The organism is Roseburia rectibacter, from assembly GCF_014287515.2.
Taxonomy (GTDB): domain Bacteria; phylum Bacillota; class Clostridia; order Lachnospirales; family Lachnospiraceae; genus Roseburia; species Roseburia rectibacter.
The window spans coordinates 3702836-3719255 of record NZ_CP092473.1; the positions used below are offsets into that span (position 1 = coordinate 3702836).

The following is a 16420-nucleotide window of genomic DNA, read 5'->3' on the forward strand; positions in this document are numbered from 1 at the left end:
TTAGGTAGTATTTCAACGATATCACTCATTTCACAATGCAAAGCATTCCATATCTTTGCAACAACTTCCCCTAAAACAAAATACTAATATATTTACTGTCCCTAAAACAGGACACTGAACTTCATTTACCAATTTTATTGTTCTTATCAATACTAATTATGTCTCCGAAATCACAGTCAAGCTCCATGCAAATCTTTTCCAAGATACTCATAGACACAGTCTCACCTCTGCTCATCTTGGCAAGTGTACTGCTGCTAATTCCAATGTTTTCGTTCTCAACAAGATCCATCTTTTTCATATTCTTGTCGATCAATAATTTCCATAATCCGTTATAAGATACAGCCATATAATTCCTCTCTTATGGGGATTACCCATCTTGGTGAAGGACCCGAAAGTCCTCATAAATAGTCCTAGTGTACATTATACGCTCTTAAGCATATATTTTCAAATACAATTTTCGACTTTTCGAAAGTTGGCTTCGAATTAATAGCTAATTAGTTTTATTTTTGTAACAATGTTTGTGATTTTCCTATCAAAGGTATTCTGCACTTCGCGTAGCACCATCTTCGATGGTGTCAGGGCGCGTCTTCGCAAAGTGGCGAGCAGTGCTTTTTTGTACAAAAAACTATTATCCGCTCGTTGGTGGCACATCCCCAATCCCCTTGAACAAGCTAATCGCTTGGCTACGCAATTCTTACGAATCGCTTTATTTTACTGTTGGAAAATTCTTCAGAAATGAAAAAAGAGGGGAACCCATAAGTCTTAAACCTACAGATTCCCCAAATAGAATTATCGAGTGATATTGTGTTTTCTGACACGTTCCTTCTTCTGCTCTTCATCGCTTTTAAGGAATTGGTCAATGTCGTATTTTGCTCTTTGAATCTCCTGCATATCTTTCTTAACCTGACGATATTCACCGTACAGCTTTTTCTTTTCTGCAAGGATCTCGGCATATTCTGCACTTAGATCTTTTACCTTTGGAAGCTTCTTCAGATGAAGTTCATCAAAAGCATTCTTGGCAGCCTTATGAAGTAGGATTTCCTGTCTATGCTCTTCCAGGAACTTCTTGCTATATCCGCATTTACGATAATCCGCATATACGTCTTTTGTCTTAAAGTAATCAAAGATATGTTTCTTCAAGACCTGAATCTCAGCAAGTCGCTTCTCCTTTGCTTTGATGGAAGCTGAAATTTTCGTAAATCGGGCTGTTGCTGTTTTCACATTTTTCTCCAGATCATCGTAGCTTCGGATGTCATGCTGCTTCAGATATAAAACTGCCTTGGCCACCTGCTTTGTATTATAGTTCTTAGCGAAACGGACATAATATTTACCTTTGCCCTGAGCCAGCTTCTTTTGAATATCAATAAGAAGGTCAAACTCATGCTCATCTTTTTTATGATGATAAACCTTAAGCTGTTTCTCAGCATTTTCATTATCCTCAAAGGCACGTTCCATCTCACCTGAAAGAATCTTCTTCAGATCATTCTCTGTATAACCCTTGGTGCTAGAATATAAATAGTACAAGCCAAAATGAGAAATTCCAAATACACATAAGCATGGTACAATAGAGACATGCTGAAGGAGGATCTCATATGTCAAAGCAACACGACAAACAATTTAAGCTTGATGCAGTCCAGTACTATCAAGATCATAAAGACCTCGGGGTACGTGGATGTGCAGAAAATCTTGGTATCGGATACAGCACATTAACAAAGTGGCTGAAAGACTTCCGGGAATCAGGTGATATTCCTGTTCGTGGTTCTGGTAATTACTCATCTGATGAGCAGAAGGAAATTGCCCGTCTCAGACGTGAATTACGTGATGCACAAGATGCACTTGATGTGTTAAAAAAAGCAATCAACATTCTGGGAAAATGACGGAAGCCATTTATCTCGAAGTGTCTGAGAAGACGGAAGCTGCCAAAAAGGCTGGACGCCGGGTTTCCGTCTCCGGAATGTTGAAATTTTTGGGTGTCTCTCGCTCAGGCTATCTTGCATGGCTCCACCACGTACCTTCTGATACAGAAAAACGTTGTGAAGCTGTAAAAGCAAAAATACAGGATATTTATGATGATTCCAGGCAGAACTACGGTGCTCCGAAAATTACTATAGAGCTGCGAAAAACCGGTGAAGTTATTTCGGAAAGAACTGTTGGTACATATATGCGCCAAATGGGGATTCGTGCTCAGTGGAGCAAACCATGGACAATCACCACAAAAGATTCTGATTTCAGCACAGAATTACAAAATATCCTTGATGAACAGTTTAATCCTGACCGACCGAATGCTGCCTGGTGTTCGGATATTACCTACATTTGGACAATAGACGGATTTGTCTATCTGACCAGTATTATGGATTTATTTTCCAGAAAAATCATAACCTGGACGCTTTCAGAGACACTGGAAGTATCCTGCGTGATTGATACTATAAACAAAGCCAAAGCCCGCCGAAATATCGACCAACCATTAATCATCCACTCAGATCGTGGCAGCCAGTATGTTGCAAAAGAATATAAAAAAGCAACCGAAAACATGCAGCGCAGTTATTCGAAGAAAGCATTTCCATGGGATAATGCGTGCATTGAATCCTTTCATTCTATTATCAAACGTGAATGGCTCAATCGCTTTAAAATCCGCGATTACAAGCAAGCATACCGTCTGATTTTCGAATATCTGGAAGCTTTTTACAACACGAAACGAATTCACAGCCATTGCGACTTTATGTCACCAGACGAATTCGAACGAGTATATGAAAGAACACACACTAAGGCGGAGCTTCTGGCAAGTTAAAATGGGGAGAAATTTCTCATTTTAACTTGTACTAAATCTTGACATAGGACCACGCCTATTCACTCTCCATAACGGTCCAAGTGATCTATTACTTTTATGACCATCTATACCAAGTTCCGCCATTCAAAAGCTGTGACATACTTTCTTCGTATCTTTTCACTGCTTTCTGCTGAATGGAACTAGGCACCACATAATCGTTACCAACTTCACTTATTTTCCCATTTACCAGTTCGCAATGTGTCCCGTTTATCACAAATTCTCTGCTGGTATCCACTCCCTGGGACGCAAGAAAGTCTAAAATATAATCGGTGTATGGATCTGTCATACTGGAAAAATACTGCTGGTCCGCAAAATGTATCAGGGTATTTAATCCCCCGATTATCATATTACATCTTTCATCATCTGCTTTGCTTCCGTTTCCATAGCCCTCGCCCCAGACAAAATCTTCCTGTACCGTCATGCTGTATCCATTTTCAAGATTAAATCTGCTTCCAACCCCAATCGTGATACTGTTTGTACCGGGATCATATGGTTTGTACCCTCTGGTTTTAAATGGCTGCTGTATGGTTCCAAAGGTTTGAATCTCGGATGGGAGATATGACATACCCGTAATGGCTGTAAACGCTTTCTGCCCATTCACATAAAAGGAAGTATGGGTTGCACTGTCTATATCCGCTGTAATCTCGACTTCCTCATCATTGGCAAAAGGATTCTGTCCGGTCATCCCGGTTCCATATGCATACAGCATTCTTGTAAACTGATATCTTGTATGTTCATCAAAATGATTCAGTGTCTCTGTATCTTCTCCCTTTACATCTCCATTGCAAAAATCAACAAATTTATTTTTGTCTATTTTATGTTCTAGCATAAGTCATTATTTTAATTGCACACCTTACGGTTTCATATCAAAGTCCCTATGCCAGCACATCAAATGTCGAAACTCCGCTTTCCGTCACTCCTATAGGAATTGAATTACCTACCAATTCCACCATTTTTCCTGTCAGGTCAGCTACATCTTTTCCATCAATTTTCAGATTATATTGCCGTTCTTCCTGATCCTGTTTTTCGGCACGCTGTTTTTCCAGTCTTTCCTCTGTCTCTTTCTTTTCTGCTTTCCTTTTCTCGAGTCTTTCTTCAAGTTCTTTCCTTGCTTTTTCTGTTCCCGGATCAACCTCATCTGTTACCAGTACTTCTTCTGTTATGCTATCATATCCATTTATTGTATCCGTTACACTCAGTACCTTACAGCCACGAGCACTTTGAGCAGCTTTCAATTTTTCGATACTTTCCGGTATTAAAGATAGATTATACTCCAACCATTGTTTTGTCTTTTCATCTCCCATAGCCTTTGACAAAAGAGAACTGTTTATATTTACGGAATAATCCCTGCTTCGTAAACAATCGTATTTTTGTGTTAAATAGTTCTTATATTCATGAGCATTCTTATATGTCCTGCCCGTTTTGTTTCCAGCATTTTGTGTATCGCCATAACGATTCGTATATGACGCATAAGTTTCTATTCCTGTAACTGCCATATTAACATATCTCCTTTCATTATTCGGAGTCCTTCCAACTATGCCACCTGTTGGATTTTTCTCACCTACATCTATACTTTAAAATCTAATCCACAAAGAGTATCATCCATCTGATCTAAAATACTTGTATCAAATGCATCTCCCGGCTTCCATCCAGGATTATTTTTCTTTACCAGTGTCTCCATTCTTGAAGCATAATCTCCAGCCATTCTGCTCAATGTCCACGAAGCGGAATTTCGCTGTTCAGAAGGAATCGTATTCAAATACTGTTTGATTACATCATGTCTCTTGCTTTCTTCTGGTATATATGCACCATTGCTACTGATAAAATCCTGCTTTACAACCTTTTCTAAATCCGACTTCACCTTATCCGATACAGACACTATCTTTTTCCAATCCTTACCATTGATACAACGGTCTGCCTGTTCCTTTGATAAAAAAGGTACACCATCTTTATTATAGTAATAATTGTTATTTCTATATTGACACCCAGAATCTAGGGTCGTAATCCCAGTCTGCTTGTGTGAGAAATTTTTCTGAAAGAAGAATTTGTTTATTAGCAAACTTTGCGAAAATAAATTTTTATTGTTAATATTTACATTCATATTTCACTCTCTCCTATAATACAAAATTGTAGCCACATTACATTTTTAATATGTATAATATACTTTTATTGTTTCAGTGGATGTTGAAACTGTTCCTTTTGTAACAATCCATATTTTCCACTTGCCTGACGGATCAAAACCATTAAAATCATTAATTGTTATTGTTCCACTCTTACTTACTGTTGTATAATTAACATTTCCATTGCCATCTTCTACATATAAATAAAACGAATCACTTCCTGAACTAACCCTACTATACACCTCTATTTAAAATTCTGAATTATGAACTCAATTCCGTTACCAGTGAAGAATATCTTTTTGTCCGGTTCTTTATATCCTCCTCACTGACACCATAATAACAATATAAATCTCTGGCTATTTTCTTAAACCTTTTTATGACCGACTTATTGCCAGAGTAAGATATTCCAAATATATTCCAGGTATAATCTACCTCTATTTCCATTAAATCCTCACCAATTTTTATTTCATATAAATGAAAATCCATGGGAATTACATTATCAGGCATTTGGTCAATCAATTTATTTCTAATTTCCATTTCATTCAAAAAATTTTTAACAGATTCTTCATTATGAAAATCTGGTTTTGGAATATCCTTCCTTTGGCCCAAAAGTTCTGGTTTATGCTGCATAATCAAACTAGCTTTTAGATTTTTCTGTCGTTCTATCCAATTTGTTGCGGCAGGATTGATTTCCACTAAATCATAATGATCCTTTGCGTATTGCACCACTTCCGCAAGGGTATGCGGGTTGGCCGCTATTCTCTTTTCTATCCTTTTTCGTCTGGATTGATAGATAGCTTTTCGGATTCTAATCTTTAGAGATTGCTTTTGAGCTTCTCCAAATATAAAAACACTTGTGGGACCATCTTCACCATTTATTATGGAAACTTGATTGATACTTTTATTTTTCATAAGTGCCCTCTACTCACAAATCCCGATTATATCGGTGATTCACAATCTTTTAGCCAAAATCGCAGTTCCATAACCGTCACAGCAATTTTATACTTTACTTCGATTTCAATCTTTTCTGGTGGATTGACTAAAAGCCTGTCAATATCATTTTCCTCAACACCAGCCATTTTTGCTATCGTTAGCTTGGATATGCCATGATAGGAAACAAGCACTTCCAAAAAACCGCTTAATTGCCTATCCTTATCTTCAATCGCTCCAAAATACAGAAATCCTGCTTTACTAAGTATTTTAAGACGCAATGCAGGATCATCTGGCAAACATTCCACATTGCCCATTACTACTCAATCTACTGTTTCTTCAGTTATTTCTAAATATTTTGAAAGAGTATTTTTATTAAAACGATACTCCTCAATTAAAGAAGTCAACATTTCTGAAATATTTTTTGTTTTTATCATATTTGTGCCTTAATCTCCACTTGTATCATTTACAATATTGCTTGTAACAAGTGTCCCTATGTGAAAGGCACACTCTACACTTTATTGTTGTTATCTTCCATTTTCCGAGCAATTATAACTTTTCCAATCTACGTTTATCAAATGCTCCAAAATTTAGATGCCAGCTCCCGATTTATGATAGATGAGAGAAAATTAGGATTATTATTCTGGAACACTTTCAGACTTTCAAAAAAAGCCGCTTTATTTTCTGTCTTTATATCTGAAAAAGTTGCATCCAGCTTCTGATCTTTTACATTTTTCTCCACATATTCCTCCGACTGCTTTTCGTAATTATCAACCATCGAAGGATTCTTTTTCACTGCCCCTTCATACCAATTTGTAAGGTATTTTAATGCATTAAGCTGTCTGTCCTCATTGCTGCTTTCTTTACTAATCTTCTGATATTCCGTGTATGCACTGCCGTCCATCGTCCTCATCATATCAAGCGCATTTGTAGTCTTTACAATATTGCTACCATGTCCAAGATATGTACCTTTCCCTACTCCATAGTCCATATTTCCGTTATTGTCAGCTTTTCCTGCGCTCGCAAGCTTTGCGATAGACTCCATTGCTTCCAAAAATGGTTTTATGCTATCTTCCGGGATAAAATTCTCTGCCGCATATTCCGCTTTTTTCATACCAAGTGAAATATTTGCCTGCCGTTCTTCCTCTGTCATAGAGCCAGTATTTCCAACAAGGAAATTCTGACGGATGATATCATACACAAATCCCTGTTCCTCTTTGCTGCAGTTCTCCACCGCAGATGCAACCGCCTTGTCTGCACCATACATTCCGGAATATGCCGGAAGTTCTAGGGAGTTATCAACCTGCGTAATTTCTTTTTGGAACGCTGCATTTCTCGCCTCCATTGATTCCCGCTGCTCCTGTGTTACATTGGCATCCACTATACCTTTCTTGTTTTCCACAAGTGCAGCCATTCCATCTCCCGAAAATTCAACAATAACCGCATCTCCATACTGCGAACCGATGTCCTTCATCGCCTGCAGGGTTTCTTCCCTTGACATCTTGTCCATAATCTTATTGCCATGTTCATCTGTAGTGTTAAATTCATACTTTACAAGGGTGTCTTTCTTATATATACCATTCCCATATGAGGGAATATTCGTTGTTCCTCTGTAAAACTGACTGTAATCAATATTCATAATATACACTCTCCTCTACTTTATTTTTTCTTAGGTATTTGTGAAATACCAAAAGTCTCATAAATACAATATTTTTACCACATAAAACATACTATATTTTTATAGTTTCATACTTGTATATATATCTTATGCAAACATATAATATCTGCCTAAATCATCAACTTTATATACATTATTTCCGGTATATGATCTAAAGTGATCGTAATATCCTTATTATAGGTATCCTTCGCGAAACTTAATGCCCGGTACTCTGTAATATTGAATTCGTAATAGTCCACATCCTCCGTATCCGATAAACTTCCCTTTAAATATCCGTCCGGCTTATTGATAAGTGCCGTCAGATCCAGTGTTCTTCCAAACACATCCTGATCCGTATATTTATTTGTTTTCCAGAAATAATCATTGGAAACTTTACTATTTTCTACTGCAATATTTTTATCAGTGGGTAAACCTTTTTTCTTAAAATCATATCCCACAAGCTGCGCATGCATCTCTACTGTGCGGGTTATTACCATCTGTTCATTCTCCTTGTGTATAATTACTTTTCATAATCATAATACTTTCCTGAAACTATACGCATACATATCCGAATACATGTTATCATGCGGTTGTGGCGTCAGCCTTCTATCCAATGCCGCCATATCCACCGTAAAACCACTGTCTGCCACAGAAAAAGCACCATTACTGAATTGAAACTCCGAAGTAAAGTCTGGAATCCCCAGATCACCGCTTGTCCGGTTATGTCCTATAATATTTATCAATGCATCCTTTATCCGCTCTATCTTGGCATTGTCCTTTGTTTTGTTAATCAGATTAGCAGCTTTTTCCGGCAGCCCGCCAATCTTTCCGTCTGGTGTCAGGTAAAGGTTCTCCAGAGAAATATCTTCTCCCGTAACCCCTTTTAAGTAACGCCTGACTTCCTGCACATCCGTGGCATACTGGTAGGTATTGGACGACAGATTTCCCACACTGTCAGCAATTCCTGTGTAATACTGATACATCCGGTCACTGTACTTTTCCTCTACCAGTTTCTGAACCTGTTCCCGGACTTCTTTATCTTCGATACCGCTCACTGTTACATTCCCATTGCTTTCAATCTTTATCTGCATTCCCTCCAGCTCATCACGGGAGATACCTTTGCTTTCCAGATCCTTTACAAAATCCTCGGAAAAATCATGTTTCAGTTCCGCCTTCTGCTGTGCTTTCTCAAAATCTTTCAGATTGGCAAAAATCTTCACATACTCCATTTCCGCATCATCCAGTGTCTTTCCTTCTGCCATGTCCTGCAACAATTCATCCACTGTGCGCCCGCCTTTGTATTGTTTTTCTTCCGGCAGACTTTCAAACTGCTTCTGGTGGAGTTTCTCCATTTCTTTTGTATAATTTTTCTCTGTATCCATCAGGACTTCATTATATTTGTCGAGGTATTCCCTCCAATTTTCATCTTTCCGGCTGTATGCACCGTGAAGGTTCCCGAATGCCTCCCTTATGGCATCGGTCTTTTCCTGTTCTTTATTTTCCGTAACCTTGAAACTGATTTTATAATAATCATGCGGAGAAACTTCTTCCCCATTTTTGTTTTCTATTTTGATACAATATTTATTGGTATTTGTATCCCAGTTCGGGATGGTCAGTGTTTTACGTCCTTCCCCGTCCCATTCTGCCTTTCCGACCTGATTGCCATATTCATCATATAAGGTGAGGTCATAATCACAGCCTTCCGGCATGTCCATGTATATTTGAACCCCAAAATAATTCTGTATGGTTCGATTAAATGGAATGGAAAAGTTGTAGAAATCCACATCCTTTTTATCACTGAGATTTCCTTTCAGACTGCTGGTTTCGTCCTTAATCAGAAAATCCAGATCCAGAAACGTACTTCCCTTCTTCTTGTCCGAAACCTCATAAGTGGTATGCTGTCTGCGATAAGTGTCATTGCTGCCAAGTGTACAGGAATCTTCCTGAAGTGTCATATTTTTCTTCAGTTTTCCTTCAAAAAATGCCACTGTTTCCTTTCCAGACATGAAAAAAATCGGTTTTTGACGAAATGCTGCCCCATATGTAGAATGATTACTGTTTATTTCCATTTCTATTTTCTTCTCCCCAATGATCTATTACAGTTCTGGCACTTACATACACAGAAGCAAGTACATGAACAAGAAGCATATGCCATAAATGTTCCTTTTTCAGTCTTTGTTTTCTTCCCTAATTTCATATGGAACTCCTCCTATCTCAATATCATTTTTGCATCATGCATTTATTATTCTCCTATTTTGGATGCCAACACTGTATAAAATTCTTTTTCCTGTTGCAGATATGCTGTCCTTTCCTCTGTCATTCGGAATCTATTCACTCTCCATAACGGTCCAAGTGATCTATTACTTTTATGACCATCTATACCAAGTTCCGCTATTCAAAAGCTGTGACATACTTTCTTCATATCTTTTCACTGCTTTCTGCTGAATGGAACTAGGCACCACATAATCGTTACCAACTTCACTTATTTTCCCATTTACCAGTTCGCAATGTGTCCCGTTTATCACAAATTCTCTGCTTGTATCCACTCCCTGTGACGCAAGAAAATCTAAAATATAATCGGTGTATGTATCTGTCATACTTGAAAAATACTGCTGATCCGCAAAATGTATCAGGGAGCTCAGACCACCTATCATCATATTGCATCTTTCATCATCTGCCTTGCTTCCGTTTCCATAGCCCTCGCCCCAGACAAAATCTTCCTGTACCGTCATGCTGTATCCATTTCCAAGATTAAATCTGCTTCCAACCCCAATCGTGATACTGTTTGTACTGGGATCATATGGTTTGTACCCTCTGGTTTTAAATGGCTGCTGTACGGTTCCAAAGGTTTGAATCTCGGATGGGAGATATGACATACCCGTAATTGCCGTAAACGCTTTCTGCCCATTCACATAAAAGGAAGTATGGGTTGCACTGTCTATATCCGCTGTAATCTCGACTTTCTCATCATTGGCAAAAGGATTCTGTCCGGTCATTCCGGTTCCATATGCAAACAGCATTCTTGTAAACTGATATCTTGTATGCTCATCAAAATGATTCAGTGTCTCTGTATCTTCTCCCTTTACATCTCCATTGCAAAAATCAACAAATTCATTTTTGCTGCCATCTTTTGTAGATAATTTACCTGTCTTTGTGTTATAAATGAAATTATAGGAACTTCCAACTTTCGTTATACTCATAAAATTGTTCTCCTTTCTGCATAGGAGTCAGTAATATGCTCTGACTCCTACATGAAATACTTTTTAAAAATCTAATTCATTACCCGGATATGGCTCCATAATACACTTAAACTTTCCATTTTTTGAAATGCTTTCAACTTTCACCGAATCCTCAAATGTGACTGTCATCTGTGTATCGTAAGTTTTCCATTCAAACTGCGACCAGCTTACACCGTTACCGGTATGATCATAAGCCTTGATTGCATCGTTATATTGCTTTTTTGTTTTTCTGAATATTCCGGCACATTTTCAGTATTATTTATTTCCAACAACATTCTTAAACTATCCGGCACTCCATCTATCGCTTTTCTCCACGCTTCACTCTGTTGCTTTGCAACCGCCATCTCATACTGCATAACATAATCCTGATATGCCTTTTCTCTTGCGGCACTTGCTTCTTTATCTACCTTTAACAACTGCCGTTTGGTATCTTGCTTCATAAGCATTAGACGCTTTTGACAACAGCCTTTCATTGTTCCACGACCGTAATAATCGGCTTCTTTCCTGTTCCTGCTTTGCAATCTTTTCATTCAACATTTCCTGCTGCTGTTTTTTAACCTGCGCCCGTTTTTCCAGATATTCTTCCAAAAGCTCTTTTTGTCTATCTTTCTTGTTGCTTGTCTTTTTATAAAAACTGTTTTGTGAACGAGCATAAAATTCCGACTGATTATTAACACCAGACCATGAATCGCCCCTATAATCTTTAGCAGTAGCTCCTACAGTGAGCACCATAGAAGCTTCCAACGGTGCAAAGGACGAAGTTAAGTCACGTTTAAGTGCTGATAATATCTTTTCCCTGTACTCCGGATCATCTTTCATATTCTTAAATGCTTCCTCTGATATGTTGATAGCCACATTGGTTATAGTTCTATTTCTGGGTATCTTATCAATTTCAGCATAAAATTCCTTTTTGAAAATCGCCATTTCTTCCGCTTCTGATAATTCCTTTGTATTGCCCGTTTCTCCCGTGCTGTTTACGCTCTTTGTACTTTTCGTTGTTGCAACATTGTTCTGATAATAACTCTGTCCTACTCCACTAATAGCCATTTTTAATCCTCCTTTATCAGCACTTTTTCATGCCTTTATATCAAATAGGCGTTTGCGAAACGCCAAAAGCCGCATAAATACGGCATTTTTTGTTGTTAAAATAAAATATCTCCTCAAGATTTATGGTAAAATAGAGTTGCGAGAAACTATCAACCAATCCTGATATGCCTTTTCTCTCGCAGCACTTGCTTCTTTGTCTGTCTTTAACAACTGCTGCTTGGTATCTTCCGTCAATTCCACCTCTTTACCATTGACCGTAACATATCCTCTTGCAACTGCCCTGCTGACCATTGCAGAATCAGAGAAATGCACAATATAAGAATTTTCTTTATCTCCTTTTGTGATACCCAATACATCCTTTCCAGATGTTGCTGTGATTTTTTCTTGTTCGCATACCTTTTTACTTTCTGCATTCTGTTGGCTATAATGCGGATATTTACTATATAAATTTTTCTGTCGGTCATAGATGGAATCAATCTGTTTATTTAAAATGTTCATAGTCCACTGCCCTCCCTTGCTTTTTCCTTATTATTTCAATATTTCTCAAACATTTTAATACCCGCATTAAACAATAAAACCAATTTTTTCAAACAGAAATTCACAATATTTATGCATATCCTGATTTCCGCTTCTTAAAACAGAAGAAAACAAAGACTTTATATCTATATTTCCTCCCGTTCTTTCATATTGCTCCAGATAAAGTGAACGGAACTCTAAATAAGAATCTTGAATATAATCACATGCCTGATTTATATCAAAGGCATCAAACGATTCATCCAATTTTGTATTCTGAAATTTCTGCTTATTTTCTGCATTTTGCTTTTGACTTTTGGCAACCATTTTGTCCCATTTTATCAGTTCCTCAAAACCTTTATTTAGCTTTTCCAATTCTTCATCCATTGACAACAGACGTCTTTTTCCACTCTCTGGATTATCGCATACATACACTTCTCTTGTTCCATTCCTATATCCTTCTACAATTTTTTGATACATAGTAGAATAGGCATATGTAGCTCCCATTCCAATATCATCGAAACCATACCCATTTTTACTTTCACGGATACTTTTTAAATATTTAGCCTTTTCATCCCATAATTCTCGAAGATAATCATTTGACCAAACAGTTTTAGGCACCGTTTCTCTGATATAATTTGCGTAACTAGCGTCTAAGGCAAAACTATCATGTATATATGTGTTTTCCTGATTTTCCCCATCGACTTCATCTGAATGTCCTATCTTCCGGCATACGTCCTTGCCGGATGTTACGGTCATTTTTTCTTGCGATTCATTTGCCTTATGCTTTTTATGAGAAAACCCTATAGTTTTCATATAATCGCCTTTTTGATGACCGTACAATGAAGATACGGTATTCTGACCAAAACCGATGTGCATACTTCTATTCCTCCAATCAGTTTATCTGAATTGTACCGTCTGCTATAACAAACTGTACATTCAACTCAGACATAATATCTTTGTGCTGTGTCCGGTTATATGCTAAAATTTCCCGGATATCACTTGCGTAATACTGATAGGTCAGATTCCCGCCCGGATTTAACTGAATTTTTAACGCCTAATCCCATATTAACTCCTTTCCACGGTTCTTCTGTCAGTCAGAACCGTACCTGCTCTCTCCATCCGAAGCCCAAGTAGTAACCTTTAATTGATTTATTGGATATAGAAATTGATACTATGCATATGTATCAAAACCTACCTTATTTTTAGTTGTCGCTTCTATAGCAATCATATTTTCTGTTTTTTTATCTTCTTTTTCTTTATCCTCTTTCATTCTCTCCAGCCATTTGTCAATTTCTGAATCCGTACCAGTCTCTCCAAAAATGCCACAGGTTGTCATTTCGGTTCCATTATTCGTAAACTTAAACTCCACTGATATCAGTTTACTACCATGACTTATTGCCGCCTTCTGTGCATTTCGTATAACATCTGGCATAATTGCTAAATTTTCCTCAAGCCATTTCGCAGTTTTTTCATCTCCACATGCCTTTTGCATTACACTTCTGTCAATCAATACAGAAGCATTTTTGCATGGAGTCAAACATTTATACTTGTTAGTCAAATACTTTGAATAGTCTGATACATTTTTAAACTTATTGGCTGAATTCATAGTGTATCCTGCATAATAATTTGAATTTATCGCCACTGACATATTCTATCCCTCCTCTTTCAATTATTCAAATATCCCTGATCCAGTTCTTCTTTCGACCAGACTCTTTCATACGTTCCACCAATTTCGTCAAAAACCTTTTGCCATGTAGAAAATTTATGGATTTCCTCCATGCTATCCTTGTTATTCTGAAGCCATTCATACAGCTTTTCATACATAGAACCAGAAAACCGGACACTCCAATTGTTTTTATAATTTTCATTGTCACTGTATGACATTCCATCAGCTCCTATGGATATAATTCCCTGATCTGTCCGTTTTGCCATTCCTCTAATCTCTAAATCAGCCCAGATAAAACCTTCTTCCCGACTCTCAATTAAATTAGGGTATTTGTCAAAATACATCTCCGCTAATTCTTCATACCTCTTCCGATCCGCTTCATTTTGCAGAAGAACCTTGCCACCTCTGCCTTCTTCACCGTCTTTTACTAAATACTGGATGCCGGTACCTGAATGTGTATTTAATGTAAATCCCTGCAAAGTCTCCACATCCAGCGAATCTTTATCCATTACATTCTGCAATGCATCTTTTAATTCATCATCTAATACCAGGGCATCGTAACTCATCGTTCCATGCTCAGAAATCAAAAACTGCTTTCCTGTTGTTTCATCCTGTCTTATTTTTATATCAGAATAGGAAAATGCCCCCAAACGCTCCCCGTCTTTATTGTATATATCAAAACATTCAGCTTCATTATCGGGTACGATTCTATAATTTTCGGATTCGTACTCTGAATATTCCTGTTTCAAAGTATTTATCGTTTTTCCTGACAGTGCCAGATAAGAATCCATCACTGTACTTTTCTTAGCACGATTGATATCCGCTCTACTGCTAATATCCTCCTTATCCACCGTCTGAGCCAAAGTGTCAGCCCACTTATTCTGGTTCCGATTTGGTTTTAGGTTGTTATAACCTGTTGAATAACGGCTCTCCGCTCCTATACTTCCAATCATTTTTTAAATTCCTCCCGGCATTTTATTCTCTTATTTTAGATGCCAACACGATATAAAATTCTTTTTCCTGTTGCAGATATGCTGCCTTGACACTCTGCGGCACTGTCTGAAGGTAATAACCACTCATATAAGCAATCTGCTTTTTGGTTTTTTCGTCTGCAAACTGATAGGTTCTGTTATTCGCTTTTTTTGTACTTTTTCCTTTCGATGGAATATAAGACCAGTTTGGTTCTCCATTACTACCAGAAGTAATTAACTGTTCCCTTCCAACTGTTCCTATATTTGAAAAAGAGATTCCCATAAATCCACCTCCAACAGCTTGAAGTTTTCGTATAAAATTTTATTCAACGACTTCATAAAGCGGTTCATACTTTCTGTCATCCATTGGTCACACTCTAGCTTCAAACATACTTTGGCTAACACCTTTCATCCACATATTCTGTGTTGCTCCATATCCTTTTTCCTGCCCTATATCATACAATCCACTGCTGTCAAATCCTATTTTCAATACCAAATCATTTTCTTTTTTCCAACCATTCTTAGCATATTGCAGCCATCTCTTAGAATAAAGTTCATACCCTGCGCCACTTTTAGATTTTTCCTTAAACAATGCCAGTAAATCTGTACCATCCTCTGCAATAAAAGTACCATTTTTATATGTCGCATTGCGTGCATCATATCCAGTTGTCTCATACACTTCATGCCATAAAGAATATTGGTTTGCCTTTGTCATACTTGCCTGCGAATTAACAATTTCATTATCTGCATCATGCATACAAATCCACGCATGTGTCCATATATTTTTCGCATTATCCCCTTCATTCAGTAATTTTTCTATCTGCGATAATGTATCTCTATCTGCATTTCCCGACACTGTTAATTGATATGTATATGGATCAATAGAAAATACCAAATCTGCCTGTTTTGATATTGATATCCCATTCTTTGAAAGTAGATTTGAAATTTGCTGATTTACAACACTTCTGGCATGCTGTTTTTCCCTGTCAGTATTGCGTACATAACCAACACTTCTTGAACCACCTGTATATACATCCTTGTAATTTCTTAATGCATAATCATACCGGGCAAATCCAGCCGAATATTTTCCTCCTGTTTGTAACATTCTTTTCTCATTGCGGTAAGCTATGGAACGCTGATCTTCTGTCATATATGAGCAAAAATTAGGTGAGGTCACATCACAATATTTTGATTCGATATATGCCATTGGATCAGAATGAGACAAATTTTCTTTGTACACTTTATCATAATGCTCCTGCAAAACTTTTTGTACGAAACGATCTTCCTCTGTAAGTCCATCATACTGATATCCTACAGTTGTATCGGCGCTGGAATTATTGGGCAGCTTGTTTAAATCCCTGCCAGCTGGAATGTTGTTATAATAGTCAGAATTATTTACAGTAACCATATTATCCCCCTGCCTTATATAAGTCTTATAATCTGTATC

General features: G+C 37.5%; 21 protein-coding genes and 1 pseudogene. 2 read left to right on the forward strand and 20 right to left on the reverse strand.

Annotated features, from left to right (window positions below; translation table 11 throughout):
* Positions 1–121 precede the first annotated feature (121 nt).
* Positions 122–346, reverse strand: coding sequence for a helix-turn-helix domain-containing protein (locus H8S51_RS16915; protein ID WP_186899198.1), 225 nt, complete (start codon positions 344–346; stop codon positions 122–124).
* A 443-nt stretch (positions 347–789) separates the two neighbouring features.
* The gene (locus H8S51_RS16920; protein ID WP_186899199.1) at positions 790–1524 is read right to left on the reverse strand and encodes a hypothetical protein; all 735 of its coding nucleotides are present in this window, start codon (positions 1522–1524) and stop codon (positions 790–792) included.
* 68 nt (positions 1525–1592) lie between these two features.
* Between H8S51_RS16920 and H8S51_RS16925 the strand changes: the two genes are divergently transcribed.
* Both H8S51_RS16925 and H8S51_RS16930 read left to right on the forward strand, forming a co-directional pair.
* Positions 1593–1877 (forward strand): helix-turn-helix domain-containing protein, encoded by a 285-nt coding sequence (locus H8S51_RS16925; RefSeq protein ID WP_186899200.1) that lies wholly within the window; start codon positions 1593–1595, stop codon positions 1875–1877.
* Positions 1874–2788 carry an IS3 family transposase gene (locus tag H8S51_RS16930; RefSeq protein WP_186899201.1) on the forward strand — a complete coding sequence of 305 codons (915 nt, stop codon included), beginning with the start codon at positions 1874–1876 and terminating at the stop codon, positions 2786–2788. The genes H8S51_RS16925 and H8S51_RS16930 overlap by 4 nt, the downstream gene beginning before the upstream one ends.
* A gap of 94 nt (positions 2789–2882) precedes the next feature.
* On the opposite strand, the gene H8S51_RS16935 is transcribed toward H8S51_RS16930, so the two are convergent.
* The 18 genes and pseudogenes from H8S51_RS16935 to H8S51_RS17015 form a co-directional block, all read right to left on the reverse strand.
* On the reverse strand, positions 2883–3656 hold the full coding sequence (locus tag H8S51_RS16935) for a hypothetical protein (protein WP_186899202.1): 774 nt from the start codon (positions 3654–3656) through the stop codon (positions 2883–2885).
* A 46-nt stretch (positions 3657–3702) separates the two neighbouring features.
* The gene (locus H8S51_RS16940; protein ID WP_186899203.1) at positions 3703–4323 is read right to left on the reverse strand and encodes a DUF6033 family protein; all 621 of its coding nucleotides are present in this window, start codon (positions 4321–4323) and stop codon (positions 3703–3705) included.
* Positions 4324–4394: 71 nt separating this feature from the next.
* Positions 4395–4928 (reverse strand): DUF3879 family protein, encoded by a 534-nt coding sequence (locus H8S51_RS16945; RefSeq protein ID WP_117921146.1) that lies wholly within the window; start codon positions 4926–4928, stop codon positions 4395–4397.
* A 280-nt stretch (positions 4929–5208) separates the two neighbouring features.
* Complete coding sequence (locus H8S51_RS16950; protein ID WP_055171124.1) at positions 5209–5859, reverse strand: hypothetical protein; 651 nt, start codon at positions 5857–5859, stop codon at positions 5209–5211.
* Positions 5860–5885: 26 nt separating this feature from the next.
* Positions 5886–6314: pseudogene (locus H8S51_RS16955) on the reverse strand (HTH domain-containing protein).
* A 137-nt stretch (positions 6315–6451) separates the two neighbouring features.
* Positions 6452–7516 (reverse strand): hypothetical protein, encoded by a 1065-nt coding sequence (locus tag H8S51_RS16960; protein WP_117921148.1) that lies wholly within the window; start codon positions 7514–7516, stop codon positions 6452–6454.
* Positions 7517–7665: 149 nt separating this feature from the next.
* Positions 7666–8031, reverse strand: a complete 366-nt coding sequence (locus tag H8S51_RS16965; RefSeq protein WP_241070791.1) for a hypothetical protein — start codon at positions 8029–8031, stop codon at positions 7666–7668.
* A 36-nt stretch (positions 8032–8067) separates the two neighbouring features.
* Positions 8068–9603 (reverse strand): hypothetical protein, encoded by a 1536-nt coding sequence (locus H8S51_RS16970; RefSeq protein ID WP_117921149.1) that lies wholly within the window; start codon positions 9601–9603, stop codon positions 8068–8070.
* Between the two features lie 2 nt (positions 9604–9605).
* Entirely contained in the window at positions 9606–9731 is a 126-nt protein-coding gene (locus tag H8S51_RS18550) for a CLI_3235 family bacteriocin precursor (RefSeq protein WP_082241399.1), read from the reverse strand.
* A 169-nt stretch (positions 9732–9900) separates the two neighbouring features.
* The gene (locus H8S51_RS16975) at positions 9901–10734 is read right to left on the reverse strand and encodes a hypothetical protein (RefSeq protein ID WP_055068427.1); all 834 of its coding nucleotides are present in this window, start codon (positions 10732–10734) and stop codon (positions 9901–9903) included.
* Between the two features lie 206 nt (positions 10735–10940).
* Positions 10941–11213 (reverse strand): hypothetical protein, encoded by a 273-nt coding sequence (locus H8S51_RS16980; protein WP_241070792.1) that lies wholly within the window; start codon positions 11211–11213, stop codon positions 10941–10943.
* Positions 11173–11820, reverse strand: a complete 648-nt coding sequence (locus H8S51_RS16985; protein ID WP_015516270.1) for a hypothetical protein — start codon at positions 11818–11820, stop codon at positions 11173–11175. The genes H8S51_RS16980 and H8S51_RS16985 overlap by 41 nt, the downstream gene beginning before the upstream one ends.
* A gap of 120 nt (positions 11821–11940) precedes the next feature.
* Complete coding sequence (locus H8S51_RS16990; protein ID WP_117921150.1) at positions 11941–12318, reverse strand: hypothetical protein; 378 nt, start codon at positions 12316–12318, stop codon at positions 11941–11943.
* Positions 12319–12384: 66 nt separating this feature from the next.
* Positions 12385–13212, reverse strand: a complete 828-nt coding sequence (locus H8S51_RS16995; RefSeq protein WP_117921151.1) for a hypothetical protein — start codon at positions 13210–13212, stop codon at positions 12385–12387.
* A 295-nt stretch (positions 13213–13507) separates the two neighbouring features.
* Positions 13508–13984 carry a hypothetical protein gene (locus H8S51_RS17000; protein WP_241070793.1) on the reverse strand — a complete coding sequence of 159 codons (477 nt, stop codon included), beginning with the start codon at positions 13982–13984 and terminating at the stop codon, positions 13508–13510.
* A 17-nt stretch (positions 13985–14001) separates the two neighbouring features.
* Positions 14002–14955: a hypothetical protein gene (locus H8S51_RS17005; RefSeq protein ID WP_015517465.1), complete on the reverse strand. Its 954-nt coding sequence runs from the start codon at positions 14953–14955 to the stop codon at positions 14002–14004.
* A gap of 22 nt (positions 14956–14977) precedes the next feature.
* A complete protein-coding gene (locus H8S51_RS17010) occupies positions 14978–15256 on the reverse strand; it encodes a hypothetical protein (protein ID WP_117921152.1) in 279 nt (92 codons plus the stop codon).
* Positions 15257–15343: 87 nt separating this feature from the next.
* Positions 15344–16381 (reverse strand): DUF4885 family protein, encoded by a 1038-nt coding sequence (locus H8S51_RS17015; protein ID WP_186899204.1) that lies wholly within the window; start codon positions 16379–16381, stop codon positions 15344–15346.
* Between the last annotated feature and the right edge of the window lie 39 nt (positions 16382–16420).

Bases quoted from the DNA above. Each gene is read 5' to 3' on its own strand.
- H8S51_RS16915 (WP_186899198.1), bottom strand. From the start codon at position 346: ATGGCTGTATCTTATAACGGATTATGGAAATTATTGATCGACAAGAAT.
- H8S51_RS16925 (WP_186899200.1), top strand. From the start codon at position 1,593: ATGTCAAAGCAACACGACAAACAATTTAAGCTTGATGCAGTCCAGTAC.
- H8S51_RS16930 (WP_186899201.1), top strand. From the start codon at position 1,874: ATGACGGAAGCCATTTATCTCGAAGTGTCTGAGAAGACGGAAGCTGCC.
- H8S51_RS16935 (WP_186899202.1), bottom strand. From the start codon at position 3,656: ATGCTAGAACATAAAATAGACAAAAATAAATTTGTTGATTTTTGCAAT.
- H8S51_RS16940 (WP_186899203.1), bottom strand. From the start codon at position 4,323: ATGGCAGTTACAGGAATAGAAACTTATGCGTCATATACGAATCGTTAT.
- H8S51_RS16945 (WP_117921146.1), bottom strand. From the start codon at position 4,928: ATGAATGTAAATATTAACAATAAAAATTTATTTTCGCAAAGTTTGCTA.
- H8S51_RS16950 (WP_055171124.1), bottom strand. From the start codon at position 5,859: ATGAAAAATAAAAGTATCAATCAAGTTTCCATAATAAATGGTGAAGAT.
- H8S51_RS16960 (WP_117921148.1), bottom strand. From the start codon at position 7,516: ATGAATATTGATTACAGTCAGTTTTACAGAGGAACAACGAATATTCCC.
- H8S51_RS16965 (WP_241070791.1), bottom strand. From the start codon at position 8,031: ATGGTAATAACCCGCACAGTAGAGATGCATGCGCAGCTTGTGGGATAT.
- H8S51_RS16970 (WP_117921149.1), bottom strand. From the start codon at position 9,603: ATGGAAATAAACAGTAATCATTCTACATATGGGGCAGCATTTCGTCAA.
- H8S51_RS18550 (WP_082241399.1), bottom strand. From the start codon at position 9,731: ATGAAATTAGGGAAGAAAACAAAGACTGAAAAAGGAACATTTATGGCA.
- H8S51_RS16975 (WP_055068427.1), bottom strand. From the start codon at position 10,734: ATGAGTATAACGAAAGTTGGAAGTTCCTATAATTTCATTTATAACACA.
- H8S51_RS16980 (WP_241070792.1), bottom strand. From the start codon at position 11,213: ATGAAGCAAGATACCAAACGGCAGTTGTTAAAGGTAGATAAAGAAGCA.
- H8S51_RS16985 (WP_015516270.1), bottom strand. From the start codon at position 11,820: ATGGCTATTAGTGGAGTAGGACAGAGTTATTATCAGAACAATGTTGCA.
- H8S51_RS16990 (WP_117921150.1), bottom strand. From the start codon at position 12,318: ATGAACATTTTAAATAAACAGATTGATTCCATCTATGACCGACAGAAA.
- H8S51_RS16995 (WP_117921151.1), bottom strand. From the start codon at position 13,212: ATGCACATCGGTTTTGGTCAGAATACCGTATCTTCATTGTACGGTCAT.
- H8S51_RS17000 (WP_241070793.1), bottom strand. From the start codon at position 13,984: ATGTCAGTGGCGATAAATTCAAATTATTATGCAGGATACACTATGAAT.
- H8S51_RS17005 (WP_015517465.1), bottom strand. From the start codon at position 14,955: ATGATTGGAAGTATAGGAGCGGAGAGCCGTTATTCAACAGGTTATAAC.
- H8S51_RS17010 (WP_117921152.1), bottom strand. From the start codon at position 15,256: ATGGGAATCTCTTTTTCAAATATAGGAACAGTTGGAAGGGAACAGTTA.
- H8S51_RS17015 (WP_186899204.1), bottom strand. From the start codon at position 16,381: ATGGTTACTGTAAATAATTCTGACTATTATAACAACATTCCAGCTGGC.